The sequence below is a fragment of the Nocardia amikacinitolerans genome, assembly GCF_900215415.1.
GTDB classification, from domain to species: domain Bacteria; phylum Actinomycetota; class Actinomycetes; order Mycobacteriales; family Mycobacteriaceae; genus Nocardia; species Nocardia amikacinitolerans.
Genome location: NZ_OBEG01000005.1, coordinates 515,975 through 532,282 on the forward strand (window position 1 = coordinate 515,975; position 16,308 = coordinate 532,282).

Sequence of the window (16,308 nt, forward strand, 5' to 3'; positions counted from 1 at the left end):
GGTCTGAAAAGCGAGGGTTCCGAAAAGCGAGGCGGCTGAAAATCAAGGCGTCTCGACAGGCGAGGCGTCCGAAACAGGCGAAACGTAACGAACCCCGCCGTCCGGTTGCTCCGGCGGCGGGGTTCGGCGTCTCAGCTCGAGTAGTTGCCAGGTCCCACGTTGCGGCTGTTGCGCGTCCGTAGCGCGTGCACGTATTCCTCTGGCGCGCCTGCCTTTTCGGCCGCGTCGGCCATCACGCCCAGATAGCGCGCCGACGGTAGGCCGCCCTCGTAGGCGTCGAGCACGTACAGCCAGGCCAGCCGCGGCTCGGTGCCGCTGCCCGGACTCGGGGTGACGCGCAGCCGGATCTTCTTGTGGATGCCGAAGTCCGAGCCCTCCCACCGGTCCAGCAGCTGCTCGTCCTCGGGGGAGACGTCGTAGAGCACGACGAACACCCGGGAACCCGGTTCCTCGACGACCGTCGCCAGCGGCCCTTCCCACCCGATGTCGTCGCCGGCGAAGGTCAGCCGCCAGCCCTCCAACCAGCCGGTTCCGGACATGGGGGAGTGCGGACAGCGCTCGAGCATCTGGGTCGAGTCCATGTTGGACCCGTAGGCGGCGTAGATCGGCACCTGCAAAGGGTAGCCAATGATGACACCGGATCGCCGCTATCCCGCCCACATGACGCCGTGTTCCCGGCGCGAGGGCCAGGTGTGGCGAGCCCGACAGCGCGCCGACCACTAACGTTAGCCGGGTACCGGAGATCCCGGTCGACAGCTCGAGCGGAGGTATCCATGACCCGCATTGCGATCATCGGTGGCGGACCGGCCGGCTATGAGGCGGCCTTGGTCGCGGCCCAGCACGGCGCGGACGTGACACTGATCGACCGCGACGGCATCGGTGGCGCGTGTGTGTTGTGGGACTGTGTCCCGTCGAAGACTTTCATCGCCTCCACCGGTGTGCGCACCGATCTGCGCCGGGCAAGGGACCTCGGAATCACGCTCGACCCGAGCCAGGCGGCCGTGCGACTGCCGGAGGTGAACTCGCGCGTCAAAGCGCTGGCGCTGGCGCAGTCCTCCGATATCCGCTCCAAGTTGCAGTCCGCGGGCGTGACCGTCCTCTCCGGCTCCGCGCGGCTGGCCGAGAACGGCGGCGGGCGTGCGGCGCATCGCGTGCTCCTCGAGCTCGACGGCGGTCGCGAGCGCGAGCGGCTGATCGAGGCCGAGGTGGTGCTGATCGCCACCGGCGCGAGCCCGCGCGTGCTGCCCGGCGCCGAACCCGACGGCGAGCGCATCCTGAACTGGCGTCAGCTCTACGACCTGCGCGAGCTTCCCGAGACCCTGGTGGTGGTCGGTTCCGGTGTCACCGGCGCCGAATTCGTCTCCGCCTACACGGAATTGGGCGTCCGGGTGAAGCTGGTGTCCAGCCGCGACCGGGTGCTGCCGCACGAGGACGCCGACGCCGCCCTCGTGCTCGAGGAAGCGCTGGCCGAGCGCGGCGTCGAGCTGGTGAAGCACGCGAGGGCCGACGCCGTCGAGCGCACCGCGGAAGGCATCGTCGTCAAGCTCTCCGACGGCCGCACCGTCGCTGGCACGCACGCGCTGATGACCGTGGGTTCCACACCGAATACCACGGATCTGGGCCTGGAAGAGCTGGGCGTCGATCTCGACCGCGGTGGCTACCTGCGGGTCGACCGGGTCTCGCGCACCTCGGTGTCCGGCATCTACGCCGCGGGCGACTGCACGGGCCTGCTGCCGCTGGCCTCGGTGGCGGCCATGCAGGGCCGCATCGCGATGTACCACGCGCTGGGTGAGGGCGTCAGCCCGATTCGGCTCAAGACCGTGGCCTCGGCCGTGTTCACCAGGCCGGAGATCGCCACCGTCGGCGTCAGCCAGAACTCGATCGACAACGGCGAGGTGCCCGCGCGGACCGTGATGCTGCCGCTGAACACCAACCCGAGGGCCAAGATGTCGGGCCTGCGCCGCGGCTTCGTCAAGGTCTTCTGCCGTCCGGCCACCGGCGTCGTGATCGGCGGCGTCGTGGTCGCGCCGATCGCCTCCGAGCTGATCCTGCCGATCGCACTCGCCGTACAGAACAACCTGACGGTCAACGATCTGGCCCAGACCTTCTCTGTGTACCCGTCACTCACCGGCTCGGTCACCGAGGCAGGCCGCCTGCTCATGCGCCACGACGACCTGGATTGATGCGCGGCGCCGCGGTTCTCGCGGCGATGTCGGTCGACGCGTCGAGTGACGTTGTCGGCTCGGGTATTTCACTGCGTTGCCTGCACGCCGCACATGTGGTTGACTGCCCGCAGAGATGCGATCGGCGGGCGGTCGCGTGGTTCTGGTGTGGGGGGAAGGTCCTTTCCGAAACCGAACAGCGAACGGCCCTCGGGTTGTTCGGCGATCGAGGCGCGTCTCACCAGGGACAAACTGAGTGCGACCGATTCGGCCGCACCCGGGAAAGGGATTGGCGAAAAGTGAAACATCGTAAGCCGAGTCGGGCGCAGCGAGCGATGGCGAGCACATCATTGCCACTGGCCACCGCGGCTGCCGTGGCTACATTGTTCGCGGCGCCGGCGGGGGCAGTTCCGAACGATCCGAGCACGCCGACCACGCCGGCTCCGGTCCAGCCGGGCACCGAGACGCCGGAGGCGCAGAACACTCCGGAGACCACCAAGCCGGATCCGGGCAACACCGAACAGTCGGACCCGAACAAGCCGGAGAGCTCGCCGACCCCGAGCCAGCCGGGTGTCAACACCCCGGATCCGAACCAGGTGATGCCGGATCCGAAGAAGGATCCGAAACTAACCGTGCCGAGCCAGCCGGGCGTCACCAGCCCGCGCGTCGCGCCGCTGCCGGTGCCGGGCCAGACCGAGCCCGCGCAGCCGGTCGTGGTTCCGGGTACCGAGGCCGAAGAGCCGAAGCCGGGTCAGCCGGGCGAAACCCGTCCGGGTGGCGAGAGCGGCGCTCAGCCGGGCGGCGATGCCGACGCGCGTGCCGCGCAGCCGGATCGGCCGGGCTCCTCCGCGCCGTCGGAGTCGGAAACGCTGGTGCAGGAACCGCGCTGGCAGGCACCGCGCCTGCAGGCCGCGCCCGCCGCCCCGGTCGTCGAGATGAGCGGTCCGCACCAGGAATTCGGCGCGAACATCGACGGCGGCGCCGTGCTGCCCGGTTACGTGGCCAACACCCACCACTTCAGTAACGAGGCGGGTTACGTCGGCACGATCGGGTACAACACCCCGACCGGTAAGGGCGAGGCCGGTGTGTCGGTCGAGTTCGTCGACGTGAACACGATCAAGGTCACCAGCTACACCGGTGGCGAGGGTCTGGCCCCGAACACCAACTCGTTCGTGCTCGACACCACCCAGGTGAACCTGGCCAAGGCGTCGGTCGAGCAGTGGATCGCCGCTCAGCCGGGTGGTGCCGCCGCGCTGGAAGCCGCTTCGCAGGTTAAACTTCCGCCGATTGTCCCGCCGGGCGACTTGGCTCCGCAGACGGTCAACGTGGCTGGCGTGACCACGCAGTGGGGTGGCTCGTTCCAGTACTGACACGAGCTGTTCAACGGGTGGGGCGGTCGTTCTCGACCGCCCCACACGTGTGTTCTGGGGAAAGGATTGGGTGTGGGCTCCGAAGGTGACGCGAAGGACAACGAAGCCGACAAGCCCGGGTCGCAGTTCGGTCCGCCGCTGAGCGATTTCGGTCCGCCGACAGGGGATTTCGGCCCGTCGGTCGGCGGCGGCGATTTCGGTCCGCCGCTGAGCGAGTTCGGTGGTCCGCAGCTGGGGGAGGTCGGCCCGCAGTGGCCCGAACCCCCTGGCGACCATCCGGACGTCGGCTGGCGGCCCGCCGCGGAGGCGCCGCCGGTGCCGCCGACGCCGCCGCAGTACCGCGCTCCTGATACGACGGTCTTCCCGGACGCGCCGCCCGCGCCGCAGGCCCCTCCCGCGCCCGCACGCGACGTCGAGCGGGACGTGTCCGCCGACGCGACCGTGCGGCACACCGCGGCGCCGACCGCGGGCGCCCCGGAACGCTGGTGGAACAGCCCGAGCGAATCCGGTGAGGTGCCCAAGCCGCCGCCCGCCGCCGACCCAGGCCTGTCCTGGGCCGACGATCCGATCGCCAAGCGGCTCGCGCCCGGCGCGCCCGTCGCGACGACCGGCGGCTCCGACGGCAACAAACGCTGGATCGTGGGCGGTGTCGCGGCCGCGGTCGCCGTGCTGATCGGTCTGGTGGTGACCATCGTCGCGGTCAACGGCGGCGGTGACGAAGGCACGACGGCCGCGCCGACATCGGACTCGAGCGTCGGGCGGGGCTGCGTGCCAAGCAAGGACGACAGGGTGACGGTCGGGAACGGCCCCGGTGGGTTCGACTCAGGTCCCGATGCGATTCTCGGCTTCCAGTACGGGTTCTACGTCGAGCGCAGCGGCGAGAAGGCGCGCAGGTACGTGGCACCCGATTCGGTCAACGTCTCACCGGCCGAGACCATTCAGGCCGCCATCAACGAGCAGATCCCGGTCGGCACCACGCACTGCCTGCGCATCGCCCAGGTGAACCCCGACACCTTCGAGGTCGACCTGACCCAATACCAACCCAACAGCGCACCCATCGTCTATCCCCAGGTGGTGCAGACCGTCAGCCGGGACGGTAAGACGCTGATCCTGAGCATGCGAGCACGGTCGTGGTGAGCCGCGACCGTCTCATTATTTGAGATTAGAATTTCATATTCTGGTAGCGGTGTGACACAGTGGGATGACGCGTACCGTGGCGTTCCCCTGGGAGGTTTCCATGTCGCCGACTGTTCCACCGCTGGCAGCCAAGCTCGGCGGACTGAAGAGCTCGGCGATTCGTGACCTGCTCAAGCTCACCGCGCGTGCCGAGGTGATCAGCCTCGCAGGCGGTTTGCCGGATGCCGAGCTGATGCCACGCGAGCGCATCGCCGCCGCGGCCGAGGTGGCGCTGCGTGGACCAGGCTGCCTGCAATACACCGAATCGCCCGGGTGGGCGCCGCTGCGCGACGTGCTCGCCGAGCGCGAGTCCGCCCGGCTCGGGCGGCGGGTGCCGATCGACGAGGTGTTCGTGACGCACGGCTCGCAGCAGGCGTTGTCGCTGCTGGCCGAGGTGCTGCTCGACCCGGGTGCGCTGGTTGTCGTCGAGGATCCGGCGTACGTCGGTGCGCTCCAGGTGTTCCGTGCGGCCGGAGCGCGCATCGTCGCCGTGCCGCTGGACGGCGAGGGCATGCGCGTCGACGTGCTGCGCGAACTGCTCGCGCGCGGCGAGCGGCCCGCGGTGGTGCACACGGTGAGCAACTTCCACAATCCGGGCGGGGTCACCATGAGTACCGCGCGCCGCCGTGAGCTCGCGGAACTGGCTGCGGCGCAAGGCTTTTGGGTGATCGAGGACGACCCGTACGGCGAGCTCTGGTTCGACCGGCCCGCCCCGGAGCCGGTCGCCACCCACTCGCCCAACGTGATTCGACTCTCCAGCGCCTCCAAGATCCTGTCGCCGAGCCTGCGGGTCGGCTGGATGGTCGCCCCCGACGCCGTGTGCCGTGCGGTGGAATTGCTGAAACAGGGTGCGGACCTGTGTGGTTCGGCGCTCACCCAGCAGATCGCGGCCGACCTGCTCGCGGACCGGGACTGGCTCACCACGCACGTGGACCACGTGCGCGGCGTCTACGGCGAGCGGGCCAAGGCGCTTGTGCACGCCGTGCGCACCGGCTTCGGCGACCGCGTCGTCTGCACCGACGCCGCGGGCGGCATGTTCGTCTGGGCCGATTTCACCGACGGCACCGACACCCAGCTGTTGCTGCCGCGCGCGCTGGAGGCGGGCGTCGCCTACGTGCCGGGCGCCGCGTTCGCGGTCGAGAACGGCTACCGCAACTCGATGCGGATGTGCTTCACCACCTCCGAAGCTGCGGTGCTCGAGGAAGCCATCGACCGTCTGGCCACCGCACACGCCGGATAACGTCGGTCGGCGTCGCCCCGCGGCCGCGTCGATTCGGGTCAGCGCCCAGCATCGGTTCGCCGGGAACGCAGGTCAGGTTACTGAAGGTGACGTCCTGTCGGTCTGGCGGGATGGAGGCGGCCTTCGGTCGGCTACCGCGCCGACCCTTCTGGACGCGGGACCAGCGTCGGTTGGGTCTGCGCCCGGCGTCGGGCAGCGCCGCTGTGGCATTCGATTCAGCATGCTTGGGCCGTAGCGCCCTCGCGTCTGTCGGGTGTTCGCGCCCACGGGCGGCCGTACGCCCCTGTGTCGGTCGACCCAGCGCGCCCGCGTCAGTCCACCCAGTTGTAGGTGCGCTCGACAGCCTTGTTCCAGGCCGCGATGTGCTCCTCGCGGTCTTCGGCGCTCATGCTCGGCTGCCAGGTGGTGTCGGCGGTCCAGTTGGCGCGGATGTCGTCGGTGCCGGACCAGTAGCCGACGGCCAGCCCGGCGGCGTACGCGGCGCCGAGCGCGGTGGTCTCGGTGACGACCGGGCGGACCACCGGAACCTCCAGGATGTCGGACTGGAACTGCATGAGCAGGTCGTTGGCGGTCATGCCGCCGTCGACCTTCAGCGTCGTCAGTTCCAGGTCCAGCTTCTGGGATTCGGCGTCGGCGCGCATCGCCTCGACCACCTCGAAGGTCTGGAACGCGGTGGATTCCAGGACCGCCCGCGCCAGGTGGGCCTTGTTGACGAAGCGGGTCAGCCCCGCGATGACGCCGCGGGCGTCGGGCCGCCAGCGCGGGGCGAACAGCCCGGAGAACGCGGGCACGATGTAGGCGCCGCCGTTGTCCTCGACGGTGTTCGCCAGCCGCTCGATCTCCTCGGCGGAATCGATGATGCCGAGGTTGTCGCGGAACCACTGCACCAGCGAGCCCGTCACCGCGATGGAGCCTTCCAGCGCGTACACCGCGGGTTGGTCACCGAGCCGGTAGCAGACCGTGGTGAGCAGCCCGTGCTTGCTCCACACGGGGGTCGTCCCGGTGTTCAGGAGCATGAAATTGCCTGTGCCGTAGGTGTTCTTGGCTTCACCAGGAACAAGGCAGGCTTGGCCGAAGGTGGCCGCCTGCTGGTCGCCGAGGATGCCCGCGACCGGAACCCCTTGCAGCGGACCGGAAGAGATCTCGCCGTACACCTCCGAGGAGCTGCGGATCTCCGGCAGCATCGACTCCGGCACGCCGAATTCCGCGCAGATCTGCGAATCCCATTGCAGCGTGCGCAGATCCATCAGCATGGTGCGCGAGGCGTTGGTGACGTCGGTGACGTGCAGTCCGGTCAGATTCCACAGCACCCAGCTGTCGATGGTGCCGAAGCACAGCTCGCCCGCCTCGGCGCGCTCCTGCGCGCCCGGCACGTTGTCCAGGATCCAGCGCAGCTTGGGGCCCGCGAAGTAGGTGGACAGCGGCAGCCCGGTGCGGTCCTGGTAGCGGGTCGGGCCCGCGTCGCCGCCGAGTTCGGTGACCAGCCGATCGGTGCGCATGTCCTGCCAGACGATGGCGTGGTGAATCGGCTTGCCGGTGGCGCGTTCCCAGACCACGGTCGTCTCGCGCTGGTTGGTGATGCCGACGGCGGCGATGTCGCCGGGGCCGAGCCCGTTCTGCTCCAGCACCTCACCGAGCACGAGTTCCGTATTGCGCCAAATGGTTTCGGGATCGTGCTCGACCCACCCCGGCCGGGGGAAGATCTGCTCGTGCTCGCGCTGGGCCACCCCGACGACGCGGCCACGCCGGTCGAAGACGATGCACCTGCTCGATGTCGTGCCCTGATCGATGGCGGCCACATAGCGCATGGCAGCAGGCTACTAAACGTCCCGCGCGCTCGGTATCACATCGCGACAGGCACGCCACCCGATTAGGCTGAGATGGTTACCGGCGAGTAGTTCTGGACGACACACGGAGCCCGCGCCGACCGGCGCTCGGTGCGGCGATTCGCATAGCCTGTACAGAACAGCTCGATCTGTGCCCGTGAAGACCCGCGACGTCCGACGCAGGCGCGTCGGCTGGAGGAGTCGAGCATGACCATGAAACCGGAATCGCAGGCCCTGGGCCCGGAGCAGCGGCGCGCGGCCTGGGAGCGGTTGGGCAAGGAACATTTCGACGTGGTGGTCATCGGCGGCGGTGTGGTCGGCGCGGGCATCGCGCTCGACGCGGCGACCCGCGGTCTCTCGGTCGCGCTGGTGGAGGCGCGTGATCTGGCCTCCGGAACGTCGAGCCGGTCGTCGAAGATGTTCCACGGCGGGTTGCGGTATCTGGAGCAGTTGGAGTTCGGACTGGTGCGCGAGGCGTTGCGGGAGCGTGAGCTCGCGCTCGCCACGCTGTCGCCGCACCTGGTGAAGCCGCTGCGCTTCCTGTACCCGCTGACCCACCGCGGCTGGGAACGGCCGTACGTCGCGGCGGGACTGGTCCTCTACGACACCATGGGCGGCGCGAAATCCGTTCCCGGACAACGTCATCTGACGCGAGCGGGCGCGCTGCGGCTGGCGCCCGGGCTGCGGCGCGACTCGCTGATCGGCGGCGTCAGCTATTACGACACAGTCGTCGACGACGCCCGCCACACCATGACGGTGGCGCGCACGGCCGCGCACTACGGCGCGGTGATCCGCACCTCCACCCAGGTCGTCGGCTTCCTGCGGGAGGCGGATCGGATCGTCGGCGTGCGGATCCGCGACAGCGAGGACGGACGTTCCGGCGAGGCGCGGGGGCACGTGGTGATCAACGCGACCGGCGTATGGACCGACGAGGTCCAAGCCCTCTCACACAATCGCGGCCGCTTCCACGTGCGCGCCTCCAAGGGCGTGCACGTCGTTGTGCCGCGCGACCGGATCGTCAGCGACACCGCGATCATCCTGCGCACGGCCACCTCGGTGTTGTTCGTCATCCCGTGGGGCGCGTTCTGGATCATCGGCACCACCGACACCGACTGGAATCTGGACCTGGCGCACCCGGCCGCGACCAAGGCGGACATCGACTACCTGCTCGACCGGGTGAACCAGGTCCTCGTCACCCCGCTGACCAGCGAGGACATCACCGGCGTCTACGCGGGACTGCGGCCGCTGCTCGCGGGCGAGAGCGATTCCACCTCCAAGCTGTCCAGGGAGCACGCGGTGGCCAGGATCGCGCCGGGTCTTGTCGCCATCGCGGGCGGCAAGTACACCACCTACCGCGTGATGGCCTACGACGCGGTGGACGAAGCGGCACAAGACATTCCGGCCAGGGTCTCGCCGTCGATCACCGAGAAGGTGCCGCTGCTCGGTGCGGACGGTTACTTCGCGCTGGTCAATCAGACCGTGCAGCTGGCAGAGGCGTACGGCATCCATCCGTACCGGGTCAAGCACCTGCTCGATCGCTACGGGTCGCTGATCGACGAGGTGATGGCGTTGGCCGAGGGCAAGCCGGAACTGTTGCAGCCGATCACCGAGGCGCCCTCGTATCTCCAGGTGGAGGCCGTGTACGCGGCGGCGGCCGAGGGCGCGCTGCACCTGGACGACATTCTGGCCCGCCGCACCAGGATCTCCATCGAGTACTCGCACCGCGGCGCGCACTGCGCCGAACAGGTGGCGCGGTTGGTCGCGCCGGTCCTCGGCTGGGACGAGGCGGAGATCGACCGCGAGATCCGGACGTATCAGGCGCGGGTCCAGGCCGAGATCCGGTCGCAGACCCAGCCCGACGACGTCTCCGCCGACGCGCTGCGGATCGCCGCACCGGAACCGCGGCCGCAGATTCTGGAGCCGGTGCCCTCGGATAGTTGAGTTGCTGGGTCGCTCACAATCTGGGCGCGGATGCCGTCGGCGGCTGAGCCGCGCGGTCGGTGGGATGGGTTGCGCCCGAGAGGGATTCAGGCGCGGTCGACCGCTTTTGTCTCGACGCCGACGGCCCAGTCCACCAGTGAGCGCAGGTAGCGCAGCACGAGTTCGTCCGGATACGCGGTCGGGTCGGTCAGGTGCAGCCGAGCCAGTTCCTCGACGGCCGCCAGCATGATTCGTTCCGTCGCGCCGTTCGGATCGATGGTGATCCCGGCGTAGCGCGAGAGGTGTCGTGCGCCGATCGCCCGCGCGTAGTCGCGACCCGTCTCGAGCCGGTCGCGCAGCTCGGGCGGGCCGCCGTCGGGCGGGCTGAGCATGATCCGCCAGCTGGTCGGCGCGGCGTGCAGGTAGGCGAGCACGCCGCGGCCGACTTGGTCGACGTCGTCGCCGGTGCCGATCCAATCCACACTGCGCACGCCGGCCAGCGCGACCGCGGTCTCCCGGTCGAGTAGCGCCGACATCATTCCGGATAGATCGGTGAACTGCTGATAGACCAGGGCCCGCGCGACGTCGGCGGCTCGGGCGACACGCTCGATGCTGACCGCGCCGAACCCCTCGGCGGCTGCGATGTCGCGGGCCACGTCCAGCAGTTGGTTGCGGCGATCGGTGGCAGACATGCGCCGCTTGGGGGCGCGGGAGGCTCGCTCCGTGGTCACGGCACAGACGGTAGCGCAAGCAGAAGATCCACGGCCTTCGCCGCACTCTGTACCGCGCTCTCCATCGTCGCCGACCAGTCGGTGGCGGTCCAGTCGCCCGCGAGCACCAGAGTGGGGACCGAGGTGCGTTGGCCGGGGCGCAGCGCGTGCGTGCCGAGCACCTGCGAGAACGTCGCCCTCGGCATGCGCACGACGTGGGCCTGCACGACGCGGGCCTCGGCGGCCGCCGGGTAGTAGCGGCGCAGCAGGTCGAGCTGTTCGGCGACGATCGCGTCGTTGGATTTGTGGATCTGCTCGTAGGCGCCGCTGGTGGTCAGGCAGTACAGCCAGGCCTTGTCGGTGTTCCGTCCGGTCATCAGCTGGCGGTCGAAGACCTCGTCGATGACCCCGGTGCCGCCGATCAGCGCCTCGAACTCGGCCGTGGTGCCCAGCGGGCGGTCCAGGTAGAGGTTGGTGCTGACGATCGGTGTGTAGCCGAGTTTATCTGCGGCGGCGTAGATTTCGGCGTGCTCGGGCAGGTCGTCGAGCAGGCCGCCGATCGAGGAGTTCGGCACGGCGCAGACCACCGCGTCGGCGGGCAGCACCGAGCCGTCGGCGAGGGCGACGCCGGTCACCTTGCCGTCGGTGATGTGGATGCGCCGGGCGATGGCGCGGTACCTGACTTCCACCCCGTGCCGCTGGAAAACGCGCTGCGCCCCGGTGACATACAGGGTGTCCAGGTCGGTCGTCGGGTAGCCGATGGTGACCGGCCGCCGGTGCCGGACGCCAAGCCGGATGCCGGTCGCCATGACATCGGCGAACACCTTCGCCGACTCCCGCTGCACGGGCTCGGCGGCGATGCCGAGCGCGAGCCAATCCCACAGCGCCTCACGGGCTGTGGCGGGCATGCCGACGCGCTGGAACCACTGTTCGGTGGTGAGATCGGCGAGATCGGCGGGCTGGCGCAGACATTGCCACCCGAGACGCATCGTGGCGCGGGCCGCGCGGAGCCGGTCCGGCACACTCGCGTCGGGATGTGCGCCGAAAAGGGTTCGCAGCGCGCCGAATCCCTTGGTGGACATGCTCGCCGAGCGCCCGTCCGGCCACCGGAGGGTGGCTCGATGCGGGAAGGCGACGTATTGGCGAGTTCCGACGCTGGTGAGGTAGCGGAACAAATGCTCGTAGCCGCTGGCGATGACGTGCTGACCGTTGTCGGGCAGATCGTCGACGGCGTCGACCTTCATGGCGTGCGTGCGTCCGCCCAGCCTCCCGCGGCGCTCCAGGAGCGTGACCTGTTTGCCGGCCTCGGCCAGCCAGACCGCGGACGCGAGCCCCGCCAGTCCTCCGCCGATGACCACATAGCGCCGCGGATCGTCCATGGCCGCACCCTTCTCGCATAACTTGCATCTTGTAAGTTAGGTGAGAGGGCTTGGGCGGTCAAGGGTTTCGACTCAGGCGGGCACCGTCTGGAAGGCGCGCAGCTCGGCGGCGTTGTGCGCGGAGAAGATTCGCACCTGGTCGCCGTGGTCCCGGAGCAGATCGCGCAGGCGCTGCTGGTTCTCGCGGCGCGGCCCGCCGAGTGTCTCGACGCTGAGCTCGAAAAGGGTCACCCCGAGCGGCTGATGCGGGTGCGTGAGATCCAGTTGGCCGGGATGGAAGTACGCGTCCCCCGCGGCGAGCAGCCAGCCGTTACCGGTGTCGACGGCGATGCCCGCGTGGCCCCTGGTGTGCCCGGCCAGCGGCACGAGCAGCAGACTCGGCGGCAGTCCGGCCAGTTCGCGCACGGCCTCGAAGCCGAACCACGGCTCGCCGTGATCGGAATAGGACTGCCACTTCGGACCGTGCTCGAATTGGGCTGCGCGGTAACGGAATCGCTCCTGCGCGGTGTGCGCGCCGCGGAAGGCGCGCAGTTCCTCGTCGTAGACGTGCACGGTGGCGTGCGGGAAGTCGGCGAGCCCGCCCGCGTGATCCAGATCGAGGTGGGTGAGCACGATGTCGCGCACGTCCTCGCGGCGGAAGCCGAGCGCCTCGATCTGTCGCACAGCGGTGCGCTCGATGTCGAACACCGGCCGGGTGAGCGAGATGAAGCGACGGCCGAGCCATTCGTTCGGGCGGCGCACGCTCTGCTCGCCCATGCCGGTCTCGATCAGGACGAGCCGGTCGTCGAGCTCGAGAAGCAAGCAGTGACAGACCATTTCGGCGCGGCGCAGCAGGCCGGGCGCACCGTCGAGCAGCTTGCCGCCGAAGGGGCGCATGGTCCCGCAGTCGAGGTGGTGGATGCGCATCAGGAAAGCTCCCTTTCGAGGGTGGTGCGGAGGTAGTCGGCGACGGTGCGCAGCGGGGCGATGTCGCGCTGGGTCTTGGCGAGCATGAGTCCGCCCTCGAGCATGGTCAGCGCGACGACCGAGAGGTTGGCCGCGCGCTCGCCGTCGAGGCCCTTTTCGCGCAGGAATTCTTCGATGGCCGCGCGCCAGGAGTCGAACCCGGCGACACAGGCCTGCCGGATCAATTCGCTCTCGGCGGCGGCGTCCAGCGCGACCGTCGCGAGCGGGCAGCCGCGCTGGAAATCGGAGGCCTCGAGGTTGTGCGCCATGGCGGCGAAAACGGCGTCGGTGTCGCCGTCGGCGAGGATCGCGCGCAGCGTGTCGCGCAACTCCTCGCTGGATTGGGTCAGCGCCTCGGCGGCGAGCTGCTCTTTGCCGCCGGGGAAGTGGAAGTACAGCGAGCCCTTCGGGGCGCCGCCCGCGCTGACCAGCTGGTTCAGGCCTGTGGCGTGATAGCCCTTGGTGTGGAAGAGGTCGGCGGCGGCGTCGAGGAAGCGCTGCCGCGAGTCGGTTCGTGGGGACACGAGGCCAAGGTACCTCGAGTTATGACGACCGGTCTAGTTATTGCTTCAGTGGGGCTGGCTGACGTTAGAACGAGGGACTTCCGCCGTGCCCGCGGGCTGCGGCGGATTCAGCAGCAGATAGCCGAAGACGGCCGTCACCGCCAGCGCGATCAGCGCCGCGACGTACTGGGCGGCAATCGCGCGGATCGGCACCGGGCGGCGCACCGATCGGGTCGTCATCGTTCCTGCTCCTGTCGGGTGAGTAGCGGTCAGCCGCAAAGGCTGTCGTCCTCGGGCTCCAAACTGTTAGCAACTGAGCGGCAACTAACAGCCGCAGGATCGCCGACCAAAGGTGACCTCCACCGTGTCAGGCGCGGTGCAGGTCACCTCGAGTCGGGCGCTGCGCCCGCCTTGAGATGACTGCCATGTGAACGGGAACGTTGTCCAAAGCGGACGCGTACACCGCGTGAACCTTCTGACCGCATCGGACCGCGTGCCCCCGGAGGTCCCGCCCCCCGAACCGTGGTCTGTGGAAACTGACGTTAGCTGCCTACAGTCGGCTCGACCGCCCGAGTTGCCTTCGGCCCGAAGGTGTTACGGGTGTCGAGGAAAGGATCGGCCGATGAGGCGAGCCGTCGCCGTAACCGCCATGATCGGCGCGCTCACCCTGGCGCCGCTGACACCCGCCACCGCCGCGCCCGCACCGACCGCGACACCGGTGGTCGGTGGCGGGTGCTGGCCCGCCACCGGCAGCGCCGCGATGTGCGTGCCGTTCTCGGAATTCCTGAAGTGGTTCCTGCCCAGCATGTCGGCCGGGTCCTGATCCAAAGTCGGCGTGGCCGGATCCCGCCCGGACCCGACTACTCGCGCGCTGCGCCCTCCGGCCACACCACATCGACCGGCACACCACGTTCCCGCGCGAGCTCGACAACCGTCCCGGTGCCTGCCTTCTGCCCGTCCGCCCCATCCCACACCGCCACCAGGCGATCCACCGACCCCACAACGGCGTCGTTCGCGGCTTCGTACGCTTCGCGGCCCGCGTCGTCGAAATCCATCACACGTACCGCCGCCGCGCGCTCCACGAGATTGTCGAACAGTTCGGCATAATCCGGCTTCACCTTCCGCTCACGGTAATTCCGTGATGGCAGCACCACCTCGAGCTGCCCGCCGGCATCGAGCGCCGCTCGCGCGAACACCGAATCAGCGCCACGCGCAATACAACTGACCCCGATCAGATCCGCCGGGTCGTGCTCGGCGAGCAGCACGCGCACCGCGTCGTACACCAGTGATGCCGTGGCCTCGGTGATGTTCATGTGCCCGGTGACGCCGATCCGCACCATGATTTCGCTCCTCATGCTGTCACGGCGACGAGTGGCCCATCCGCTCCCGCAGTTCGACCACCGCGCCTACCGTCGCGAACTGTCCGGTGCGGTTGTACACCCTCACCAGCTTCTAGCGACACGGTCTGCTCCACGACCTGCGACGCAGTGCCAGCCCGCCATGGGCGCACTCGACCACCCTAGGCGATCTATCATGCCCGCCGCGCCGACTCGACTGGCTACGCTGGTGGATCCTGACGGTGGCTATCGGTGAACTCTGCCGCAAGTCGGTGCGGTCGAGATCTGCTGCCATCGGCGGAATCTGACGTCATCGGCAAGCGTATCCGGCGACTTGGGCATCCCAGAACGCTTACCTGTGCCGTGAACAGCCTGGGCGACGACATCAGCTGGCCTCGGCTATTTACCAGCCGTAGTAATGGTGCGAAGTTATCGCGGGAGGTGGTGTTTCTCGGCAAAGGATCTCGCGAAGGACGGTGACGGCGCAGTCGGCGGCGATCCGGCAGGTCTCCAGATCTCCAGACCAGCTGATCTCCCTCTGCCAGAATGGCCCGCCCTCCGGATGAGGTATCCATCCGTCTGTGATCATTCGTTGCTGGCCCTCGGTCGACAGCCAATCCTCCTGTCCATGAGGACGAGTGCTGTCCATGACATCGGTGATGATGAACCCGTCAGGCTTCGCTTCGCCGGTGAATTGAACGCATGTCCGTCCCTGTTCGTCATTGGCCAGCACGAACGTGGAGTGGGTCAGCCCCTCATTCAACCGCTCGGCGAGGTCAATGGCGAATTGTGTCCAGATATCAGTGCTGGCGGCGGTCATGTTCCTCGATCCGTCCCGTACGACAGAGTGCGATTACGACAGAGTGCGATGCAGCCTCGTCCGGCTGAATCGCATTGGGCTGATCCGCCAAGGTCAGTATCCGCTATCCGCATGTGCCGCATAGTGCGCGGATCCTGATCCCCGACCAGAACACCCGTCTAACTCAGGAGCTACAAGATCTCGTGGACCAAGACAAGATCAAACATGTCACGATGGACTTCCGAAGTTGACCCCCACCGATGACGCCGCGGCAACCCGCCTGCCCGAGGAGTACCGCCGTGCGGGCGGGTATGCCGACACGATCCCCGAGATCGGCAGCCGCCCACAGAACTCACCGGAAGTGATCGCGGTGCTCGCTCAATGGCTCACCGACTTCGAAGATCGGTGGCCCGGCGCTGAAACCGAGGCACGGGAAATGGTGCGGCTGAACTTGATCAATGCGCTCAACCGCAAGGAATCACGCAAAACCGCGGCGATCCCGGCCCTGATCAGCCAATTCGATCACACCAAGACGATCAACCCCTACGTGCGATGGGCAGCAGGCAACGCCCTCTACTCCATCCCCGCCAGCAAGGAATACTTCGAAGAACTCGCGATCATCGCCTCGGATCGAGGGTTCGGGACATACCGCCAGATGGTGGTCAATTGGCTCGGCAAATCCCGTCACTTCGAAGCTGCCGCAGTCGCGGCCGCCCAACTCGATGACGAGACTGTGCAAGGCCACGCTCTCGACGCGCTGTCCAGGCTGCGAGCCAAAGGCTTCCGTACACAGGTCGAGCCGTTCCTGGCATCGAAGTACCCTTGGTACCGGCGAAATGCGGAACGGATCATCCGTCACGACCGGCGCTGATGCCCCTGGTGCTACACGTTCACCAGATCAGACGCCGCGTGGTTGAACCCTCCGGAACAAGATTCGTTTA

At 68.4% G+C, this 16,308-nt stretch carries 15 protein-coding genes and 1 pseudogene; 7 read left to right on the top strand and 9 right to left on the bottom strand.

Annotation, left to right across the window (positions count from 1 at the left end; translation table 11 throughout):
- Positions 1–131 precede the first annotated feature (131 nt).
- Positions 132–611: a gamma-glutamylcyclotransferase family protein gene (locus CRP45_RS23995; protein ID WP_067787901.1), complete on the bottom strand. Its 480-nt coding sequence runs from the start codon at positions 609–611 to the stop codon at positions 132–134.
- Between the two features lie 162 nt (positions 612–773).
- On the opposite strand from CRP45_RS23995, the gene CRP45_RS24000 reads away from it, so the two are divergent.
- From CRP45_RS24000 to CRP45_RS24015, 4 genes are all read left to right on the top strand, one after another.
- The gene (locus CRP45_RS24000; protein WP_067787786.1) at positions 774–2,183 is read left to right on the top strand and encodes an NAD(P)H-quinone dehydrogenase; all 1,410 of its coding nucleotides are present in this window, start codon (positions 774–776) and stop codon (positions 2,181–2,183) included.
- A 353-nt stretch (positions 2,184–2,536) separates the two neighbouring features.
- Positions 2,537–3,532, top strand: coding sequence for a hypothetical protein (locus CRP45_RS24005; protein WP_067787899.1), 996 nt, complete (start codon positions 2,537–2,539; stop codon positions 3,530–3,532).
- A 72-nt stretch (positions 3,533–3,604) separates the two neighbouring features.
- Positions 3,605–4,669 carry a DUF8176 domain-containing protein gene (locus tag CRP45_RS24010; protein ID WP_245910374.1) on the top strand — a complete coding sequence of 355 codons (1,065 nt, stop codon included), beginning with the start codon at positions 3,605–3,607 and terminating at the stop codon, positions 4,667–4,669.
- A gap of 100 nt (positions 4,670–4,769) precedes the next feature.
- A complete protein-coding gene (locus CRP45_RS24015) occupies positions 4,770–5,948 on the top strand; it encodes an aminotransferase-like domain-containing protein (protein WP_097247209.1) in 1,179 nt (392 codons plus the stop codon).
- Between the two features lie 311 nt (positions 5,949–6,259).
- Here CRP45_RS24015 and glpK read toward each other — a convergent pair whose 3' ends face one another.
- Positions 6,260–7,756: a glycerol kinase GlpK gene (gene glpK, locus CRP45_RS24020; protein ID WP_097247074.1), complete on the bottom strand. Its 1,497-nt coding sequence runs from the start codon at positions 7,754–7,756 to the stop codon at positions 6,260–6,262.
- 225 nt (positions 7,757–7,981) lie between these two features.
- Between glpK and CRP45_RS24025 the strand changes: the two genes are divergently transcribed.
- On the top strand, positions 7,982–9,715 hold the full coding sequence (locus CRP45_RS24025) for a glycerol-3-phosphate dehydrogenase/oxidase (RefSeq protein WP_097247075.1): 1,734 nt from the start codon (positions 7,982–7,984) through the stop codon (positions 9,713–9,715).
- Positions 9,716–9,801: 86 nt separating this feature from the next.
- Here the strand turns inward: CRP45_RS24025 and CRP45_RS24030 are convergent, their stop codons facing one another.
- The 5 genes and pseudogenes from CRP45_RS24030 to CRP45_RS33990 all read right to left on the bottom strand — a co-directional run bounded on the left by CRP45_RS24030 (position 9,802) and on the right by CRP45_RS33990 (position 13,471).
- On the bottom strand, positions 9,802–10,425 hold the full coding sequence (locus CRP45_RS24030) for a TetR/AcrR family transcriptional regulator (RefSeq protein WP_342747038.1): 624 nt from the start codon (positions 10,423–10,425) through the stop codon (positions 9,802–9,804).
- A pseudogene (gene hpnE / locus CRP45_RS24035) lies at positions 10,422–11,792 on the bottom strand (hydroxysqualene dehydroxylase HpnE); the annotation flags it as partial. The gene CRP45_RS24030 and the pseudogene hpnE, both read right to left, overlap by 4 nt.
- 63 nt (positions 11,793–11,855) lie before the next feature.
- On the bottom strand, positions 11,856–12,689 hold the full coding sequence (locus tag CRP45_RS24040) for an MBL fold metallo-hydrolase (RefSeq protein ID WP_097247081.1): 834 nt from the start codon (positions 12,687–12,689) through the stop codon (positions 11,856–11,858).
- Positions 12,689–13,252, bottom strand: coding sequence for a TetR/AcrR family transcriptional regulator (locus tag CRP45_RS24045; RefSeq protein ID WP_097247082.1), 564 nt, complete (start codon positions 13,250–13,252; stop codon positions 12,689–12,691). The genes CRP45_RS24040 and CRP45_RS24045 overlap by 1 nt, the downstream gene beginning before the upstream one ends.
- Before the next feature lie 45 nt (positions 13,253–13,297).
- Complete coding sequence (locus CRP45_RS33990) at positions 13,298–13,471, bottom strand: hypothetical protein (protein ID WP_179830989.1); 174 nt, start codon at positions 13,469–13,471, stop codon at positions 13,298–13,300.
- 382 nt (positions 13,472–13,853) lie between these two features.
- On the opposite strand from CRP45_RS33990, the gene CRP45_RS33500 reads away from it, so the two are divergent.
- Complete coding sequence (locus CRP45_RS33500) at positions 13,854–14,054, top strand: hypothetical protein (protein WP_143861531.1); 201 nt, start codon at positions 13,854–13,856, stop codon at positions 14,052–14,054.
- Between the two features lie 37 nt (positions 14,055–14,091).
- On the opposite strand, the gene CRP45_RS24050 is transcribed toward CRP45_RS33500, so the two are convergent.
- Complete coding sequence (locus CRP45_RS24050; RefSeq protein WP_179830990.1) at positions 14,092–14,571, bottom strand: hypothetical protein; 480 nt, start codon at positions 14,569–14,571, stop codon at positions 14,092–14,094.
- Positions 14,572–14,971: 400 nt separating this feature from the next.
- Positions 14,972–15,388: a TY-Chap domain-containing protein gene (locus CRP45_RS24055; RefSeq protein ID WP_097247084.1), complete on the bottom strand. Its 417-nt coding sequence runs from the start codon at positions 15,386–15,388 to the stop codon at positions 14,972–14,974.
- Between the two features lie 226 nt (positions 15,389–15,614).
- On the opposite strand from CRP45_RS24055, the gene CRP45_RS24060 reads away from it, so the two are divergent.
- Positions 15,615–16,238 carry a hypothetical protein gene (locus tag CRP45_RS24060; RefSeq protein ID WP_097247085.1) on the top strand — a complete coding sequence of 208 codons (624 nt, stop codon included), beginning with the start codon at positions 15,615–15,617 and terminating at the stop codon, positions 16,236–16,238.
- The last annotated feature ends 70 nt before the right edge of the window (positions 16,239–16,308 follow it).

Bases quoted from the DNA above. Each gene is read 5' to 3' on its own strand.
- CRP45_RS24000 (WP_067787786.1), top strand. From the start codon at position 774: ATGACCCGCATTGCGATCATCGGTGGCGGACCGGCCGGCTATGAGGCG.
- CRP45_RS24015 (WP_097247209.1), top strand. From the start codon at position 4,770: ATGTCGCCGACTGTTCCACCGCTGGCAGCCAAGCTCGGCGGACTGAAG.
- glpK (WP_097247074.1), bottom strand. From the start codon at position 7,756: ATGCGCTATGTGGCCGCCATCGATCAGGGCACGACATCGAGCAGGTGC.
- CRP45_RS24025 (WP_097247075.1), top strand. From the start codon at position 7,982: ATGACCATGAAACCGGAATCGCAGGCCCTGGGCCCGGAGCAGCGGCGC.
- CRP45_RS24040 (WP_097247081.1), bottom strand. From the start codon at position 12,689: ATGCGCATCCACCACCTCGACTGCGGGACCATGCGCCCCTTCGGCGGC.
- CRP45_RS33990 (WP_179830989.1), bottom strand. From the start codon at position 13,471: ATGACGACCCGATCGGTGCGCCGCCCGGTGCCGATCCGCGCGATTGCC.
- CRP45_RS33500 (WP_143861531.1), top strand. From the start codon at position 13,854: ATGAGGCGAGCCGTCGCCGTAACCGCCATGATCGGCGCGCTCACCCTG.
- CRP45_RS24050 (WP_179830990.1), bottom strand. From the start codon at position 14,571: ATGGTGCGGATCGGCGTCACCGGGCACATGAACATCACCGAGGCCACG.
- CRP45_RS24055 (WP_097247084.1), bottom strand. From the start codon at position 15,388: ATGACCGCCGCCAGCACTGATATCTGGACACAATTCGCCATTGACCTC.